A 6077-nucleotide genomic window follows, 5' to 3' on the forward strand; every position below is an offset into this window, starting at 1 on the left:
ATATCATCATCGTAGATGAAAATTCGGCCTCGGGGTGCCCGTCAAAGGACGCCGTAAACCCAGCACCTAAATTATCCAAGACAATTAACCATGGCCAATGGGCTATGGAATTTAGGTGCTGGGTAAATACGTCCATGTAGGCTCTATGCCAGCTCCATGCTGGCAAAGCCTTTATCGAGCACCCCGAGGCCTCCTCCGGCACTGCCGAAATTTGAAGTGCGAAAGGTATAAAAACGGATTGATTTCGATCCTTCTCGTGGCGTGTCCTCAACTGCGCATATTAAACGAGCACAGTGGCTAAGAATTCGATCGTAAATAACGTCCCCATTTCATGGAGGGTTCGGTTGCTCGATTGGCAATTGCTGAGGAGCAACATCCGCCCCCACTACCGGAATCTTCACGAAGAACGCTCCACACCCCTGTTGATTCCCAAATTGGGAATTGCTGAAATCGTAAATCACGGCGAAATGGCCTGTGCATTTATACCCATCTTCATGAAAAATAATTTCGACTGAACCGAAACAGATATCCTGTAAAATGTCAGTGATTAACAAGACGGTTTCGTTGTTGGATATATACTGTCTGGTCAATTTTTAGCGCCGAGTGAATCTGCCTAACGCCCCGGCACTTCCATACGGCAATGCCTAAATTTGAAACGCGAAAGGTATATATGATGAAATCGGCGCAATGATTTAATTTTCATATCAATTGGGTGAGGTAAGTTGATGGTACGGGTAGGTATTGTAGGAGGCACCGGTTATACGGGTGTGGAGTTGCTGCGGCTCTTGGCTTTGCATAAGAAAGTCGAGGTCTCGGTCGTGACATCGAGAAATGATGCGGGCAAAAGAGTCGATGAGGTGTATCCGAGCTTGCGCGGCTTTATTGATACGGTTTTTACTGCCCCGGAAGTTGATAGTTTATCTGATTGCGATGCGGTATTTTTTGCGACGCCGAACGGCACAGCCATGTTGATGGCTGAACAATTGGTGTCGCGAGGTGTCAAAGTCATCGATTTGTCGGCCGACTTTCGTCTGAAAGATCCGAAACAATGGGAAAAATGGTACGGCATGGAGCATGCTTGCCCTGATCTGATCGAGCAAGCCGTTTACGGTTTGCCGGAGGTGAATCGAGATGTGATCAAAAATGCTAATTTGATTGCATGCCCCGGTTGTTATCCGACTGCAGTGCAATTAGGTTTTTTGCCGTTGATTGAGAAAGGCTTGGTAGAGGTTGATCGTTTGGTTGCCGATGTGAAGTCCGGGGTTAGTGGCGCCGGGCGAAAAGCGCAATTAACGACCTTGATGGGCGAGACGGGCGAGAGTTTTAAAGCTTATGCAGCAAGCGGTCATCGTCATTTACCCGAGGTGATCCAAGGTTTGGAGATGATTGCTAAAAGGTCTGTAGGTTTGACGTTTGTTCCTCATCTAATCCCGATGATACGGGGTATTCATACCACCTTGTATGCGCCCTTGCTAGAAGAAGGCGGAGAAGCCGTTCAAGCACTTTATGAGCAACGCTATATTAACGAGCCGTTTGTTGATGTGTTGCCTTATGGGTCGCACCCGGATACCCGTAATGTTCGGGGCGGCAACCTTTGTCAAATCGCCGTTCATCAGCCCCAAGGGGGGCGAATGTTGGTGGTATTGTCGGTGATTGATAACCTGGTTAAAGGGGCCTCCGGTCAAGCGTTGCAAAACATGAATTTAATGTTCGGTTTCGATGAGTCTGAAGGGCTAAAAATTCCAGCGCTTTATCCTTAAATCTTGACTAAAACACTAGGTATTGTCATACTTTTAAAACATTTTAATTTCGATAGTAGAAACTTTATGGCTGAACCAATTATATTTACCGATAGCGCCGCTGCGAAAGTTGGCGATTTAATTGCCGATGAAGGCAACGATAACCTCAAGTTGAGAGTTTATGTGTCGGGTGGAGGCTGTTCGGGCTTTCAGTACGGCTTTACGTTCGACGAGGAAGTGAACGAAGATGATACGCAAGTCGAAAACGGCGGCGTGACGGTTTTGATTGATTCGATGAGTATTCAATACTTAACGGGTGCCGAAATCGATTACAAGGAAGACCTTTCCGGTGCTCAGTTTGTGATACGCAATCCTAACGCAACGACGACTTGCGGTTGCGGATCATCGTTTTCCGCTTAATGCGGCTTGCCCAGGATAAATTCCACCTAGAATTACCGGCTGTTTTGCGCCGGTAACCGACATAAGGTTGCCGGGCAGGCTATTCATGGTTTGTCTGGCTAACCAAGCAAAAGCGATTGCCTCCACATGATCGGGATGTAAATGATGATCTTCGGTCGATAATATGGGGCAATTCAAAGCGCCTTGCAGTTTTTCCAACAAATAGCTATTACGCGCGCCGCCGCCACAAACTAATACCTTGTCGGTACTAGGAGCATAATCGCGGATAGCGTCGCAAATGGTTTCTGCTGTTAATAGGCATAAGCATGCCTGGACATCTTCCGGTTTTTGTTCCGATAACTCGTGTAGGTGTTTAGTTAGCCAACCCAGTGAAAAATATTCTTTTCCGGTGCTTTTAGGTGCAGTGCTCTTAAAATAAGAGTCGGCTTTTAGTATCGAGAGCAGATGTTTATTGGCTTGACCTGTTCTGGCCCAGTCTCCGTTATGGTCGAAATGACTTCCTCGATGTTTTTTTATCCATGTATCCATTAATGTATTGCCGGGTCCGGTATCGAAACCTAAAACTGGTTTCGACGAATCTTTTGGCAAAATCGTTATATTGGCAATGCCGCCGATATTGGCGATCACGCGGTTTTCACTCGGACAGCCAAATAAAGCTTGGTGGAAAGCTGGAACGAGTGGCGCGCCTTGTCCTCCGGCGGCTATATCACGACGGCGAAAATCGGCTACGGTAGTAATCCCTGTGAGTTGTGCGATGATGTTGGGGTCGCCGATTTGTAAACAAAAAGGGGTGGGTAGCTCTGGTGCATGGAAAAGGGTGTGACCGTGACTGCCGATTGCAGTAATATCCGAAGCAGAAAAGCCTGCTTTAGCGATTAGGCTCTGTGCGCTTTGTGCGAATAAACTGCCCAGTTGTGTATCAAGCTTGCCGATATTTTTTAGCGGAACAGGATGATCGGAAGAAGTAATTTCAGTCAGCTCGCTTCTGATCCGGTCAGGAAAAGGATGGTATTCGAAGGCGATGAACTCAGGATGGCCGCTACTAAAATCGACAAGACCAGCATCGATACCGTCGATGCTGGTCCCGGACATTAAACCAATATAGAGTTCGGTCATTGAAGTTATGATGCCCCGTTACTTCTGGGCAAGTAAGCTGTCTCTTGCTTGGTCCAGTTGTGCTATAAGGGGCTTCGTATCAGTTTTGAATTTCCCCTGTAGAGAGGGGGGGATTGGCATCGAATTAGGCAAGGCAACCGATAAGGGATCTCGATGCACGCCGTTTACTCTGAATTCGTAGTGCAAATGAGGGCCGCTAGCCAAGCCGGATTGACCGACATAGCCGATAATATCACCTTGCTTGACTGTGCCTCCTTGCTTGAAGCGATTATTGAATGCCGAGAGATGGGCATAGAGAGTGCTGTAACGTTTGTCGTCATGTTGAACAATGATGACGCGTCCATAGCCGTTTTGCCTGCCTAAAAATTGAATTTTTCCATCACCGGTCACTTTTACCGGAGTTCCGGTCTTAGCTGCATAATCAACACCTTTATGGGCGCGGATTCTATTTAAGATGGGGTGTTTGCGCTTTAAATTAAAAGGCGAGCTGATACGGATGAAGTCGACCGGTGTCCTTATAAAGGCTTTACGTAAGCCTTCGCCATTAGGTCGGTAATAATGCGCGGATCCGGAATTGTCTTGAAAACGGACGGCCCGATAAACTTTGCCATGATTATTGAATTCGGCGGCAAGAATATTGCCGGAACCGACTTCTTCGCCTTCCGCAATATGTTTTTCATATACGACCGAAAAGGTATCGTTTTTTTTGATATCTAATGCAAAGTCGATATCGAAAGCAAAGATATTGGCGAGTTGTAGTATCAATTTGTCGCTCAGCCCTGCTCGCTTTCCATCGTAGAACAAAGAGTTGTGAATAGTGCCGACGGTGCTGACAGTTGTTGTTTCGATGGCTTTACTCGAAATCTCGACATTGAATGTGTCGTTTTCGCGTACAGCTTTGACGGTTTCAATTGGGCTTTTCTGGTACGAAATTTCGGTCAGTTTACCGCTCTGTGTCGTTTTGACTTGAAGTGTTTTGCCGGACGAAATCATTGCAAACTCACGGCCTGCTTCGTTGGCATGAATGATCTGATGTAGATCGGATTTATTTAGGTGAAGTTTGGAAAAGATCGTCGAAAGATTTTCGCCTCTCTCAATGATATGTTCGATTGACCTGAAATCCGATGATTCGCCGAGATCGTCGAATTTAAACGCGAACTGATCGTTAAACGGATTATTCGATCCGATTAAAAAAGCATTATTGGTAAAGACGTTGATGTCGGCCGATCTGACTTTGCTTTCAGGAGTGATAAGTGCATAACTAGCACTTGCAACGACAGCGGAGCTGATTCCTAAAAACAGGGATTTATAAATTCTATTTTTCACGGGTCTTTATGCGATAGTGGAAGTGTTCAGTAAAGTTGGGATGAGAAGTAGTTTATCTGTAATTATAGCTGATATACTGAGAATATTTTGCCACGTCAATGCAACAGTATTACAGTTAGATTAATGTTTTCTTAAAAGGAGGCTAAATTGCAAGATCAATTGAAGTATCTTTCCAGAGGAGCCGAGGAGATTCTGGTTGAGTCTGAGTTGAAGAAAAAACTGGCGGAAGGGCGTCCGCTCAGAATCAAAGCGGGTTTTGATCCAACTGCTCCCGATTTGCATCTTGGGCATACCGTGCTGATCAATAAATTAAGACAGTTTCAAGACTGCGGACATGAAGTCTTGTTCTTGATTGGCGATTTTACAGGCATGATTGGAGATCCGACTGGAAAGAACGTGACTCGCAAGCCTCTGACGCGTGATGAAGTCATTGAAAATGCCAAGACATACGAGGAGCAGGTTTTCAAGATACTTGATCCTTCCAAGACTTTGGTCTTATTCAATTCAAGCTGGATGAATGCAATGACCCCGGCTGAATTGATTCAATTGGCCGCAAAACATACCGTGGCAAGAATGCTCGAAAGAGATGATTTCAGTAAGCGCTATAAAGGCGGGCAACCGATTGCGATACATGAGTTTTTATATCCATTAATACAGGGATATGATTCGGTTGCGATGAAGGCCGATGTTGAATTGGGCGGCACCGATCAAAAATTCAATCTGTTGGTTGGAAGGCAGTTGCAGGAAATATATGAGCAAAAACCTCAAGTCGTCATGACTATGCCTATCTTGGAAGGCTTGGATGGTGTTCAAAAAATGTCCAAATCACTCAATAACTATATAGGCGTCGCGGATGCGCCGGATGAGATGTTTGGAAAAATTATGTCCATTTCCGATGAACTGATGTGGCGCTATTTCGAGTTATTGAGCTTCAGGCCAATCGAAGAAATCAATCGTTGGCGGTGGCAATGTCAGGAAGGCGCGAATCCGAAAGACTGTAAAGTTAGCTTGGCCCAAGAAATCATTGAAAGATTCCATAGTTCATCAGCGGCGCAAAAGGCCCTGGAAAATTTCGAAGCTAGATTTCAAAAAGGACAGATGCCGGAAGAAATGGATGAGTTAACTCTTGCTTCGATTGAGCAAGGATATCCGATTGCCAATCTATTAAAGGACGCGGGCTTGACTGGGAGTACATCGGAATCTTTGCGTATGATTAAGCAGGGTGCAGTTAAGATAGACGGTGAAAAGGTGTCGGATAATAAATTGCATGTAGCAAAAGGGTCTGAGCATGTTTATCAGGTGGGTAAAAGAAAGTTTGCGAGAGTCAAAATAGCTAGTTAAATAGAGAGTTAGTGTTTCGTGAAGGCAGGAGGGTGTCTTTAATTTGTAAAATAAGAAAATAAATTCTTGACGAGTTGAGAGGGTGCTGTATAATGCTCGTCTTTCCCGCCGCGAAACAGCGGAATGACGGGGAAA

The 6077-nt window shown here is 45.5% G+C and carries 5 protein-coding genes; 3 read left to right on the top strand and 2 right to left on the bottom strand.

Annotation, left to right across the window (positions count from 1 at the left end):
• The first annotated feature begins 725 nt into the window (after positions 1-725).
• The gene (gene argC / locus ACRJJO_RS21645; RefSeq protein WP_431067635.1) at positions 726-1760 is read left to right on the top strand and encodes an N-acetyl-gamma-glutamyl-phosphate reductase; all 1035 of its coding nucleotides are present in this window, start codon (positions 726-728) and stop codon (positions 1758-1760) included.
• Between the two features lie 3 nt (positions 1761-1763).
• Positions 1764-2159 (top strand): iron-sulfur cluster insertion protein ErpA, encoded by a 396-nt coding sequence (gene erpA / locus ACRJJO_RS21650; protein WP_431067632.1) that lies wholly within the window; start codon positions 1764-1766, stop codon positions 2157-2159.
• On the opposite strand, the gene ACRJJO_RS21655 is transcribed toward erpA, so the two are convergent.
• Positions 2142-3275, bottom strand: coding sequence for an anhydro-N-acetylmuramic acid kinase (locus tag ACRJJO_RS21655; protein ID WP_431067633.1), 1134 nt, complete (start codon positions 3273-3275; stop codon positions 2142-2144). The two genes, erpA and ACRJJO_RS21655, sit on opposite strands and share 18 nt — an antisense overlap.
• An 18-nt stretch (positions 3276-3293) precedes the next feature.
• Positions 3294-4601: an OapA family protein gene (locus ACRJJO_RS21660; protein WP_431067634.1), complete on the bottom strand. Its 1308-nt coding sequence runs from the start codon at positions 4599-4601 to the stop codon at positions 3294-3296.
• Between the two features lie 147 nt (positions 4602-4748).
• On the opposite strand from ACRJJO_RS21660, the gene tyrS reads away from it, so the two are divergent.
• The gene (gene tyrS / locus ACRJJO_RS21665; RefSeq protein WP_404359712.1) at positions 4749-5942 is read left to right on the top strand and encodes a tyrosine--tRNA ligase; all 1194 of its coding nucleotides are present in this window, start codon (positions 4749-4751) and stop codon (positions 5940-5942) included.
• Positions 5943-6077 lie beyond the last annotated feature (135 nt).

Origin of the sequence: Methylotuvimicrobium sp. (assembly GCF_050611805.1) — a bacterium.
Taxonomy (GTDB): domain Bacteria; phylum Pseudomonadota; class Gammaproteobacteria; order Methylococcales; family Methylomonadaceae; genus Methylotuvimicrobium.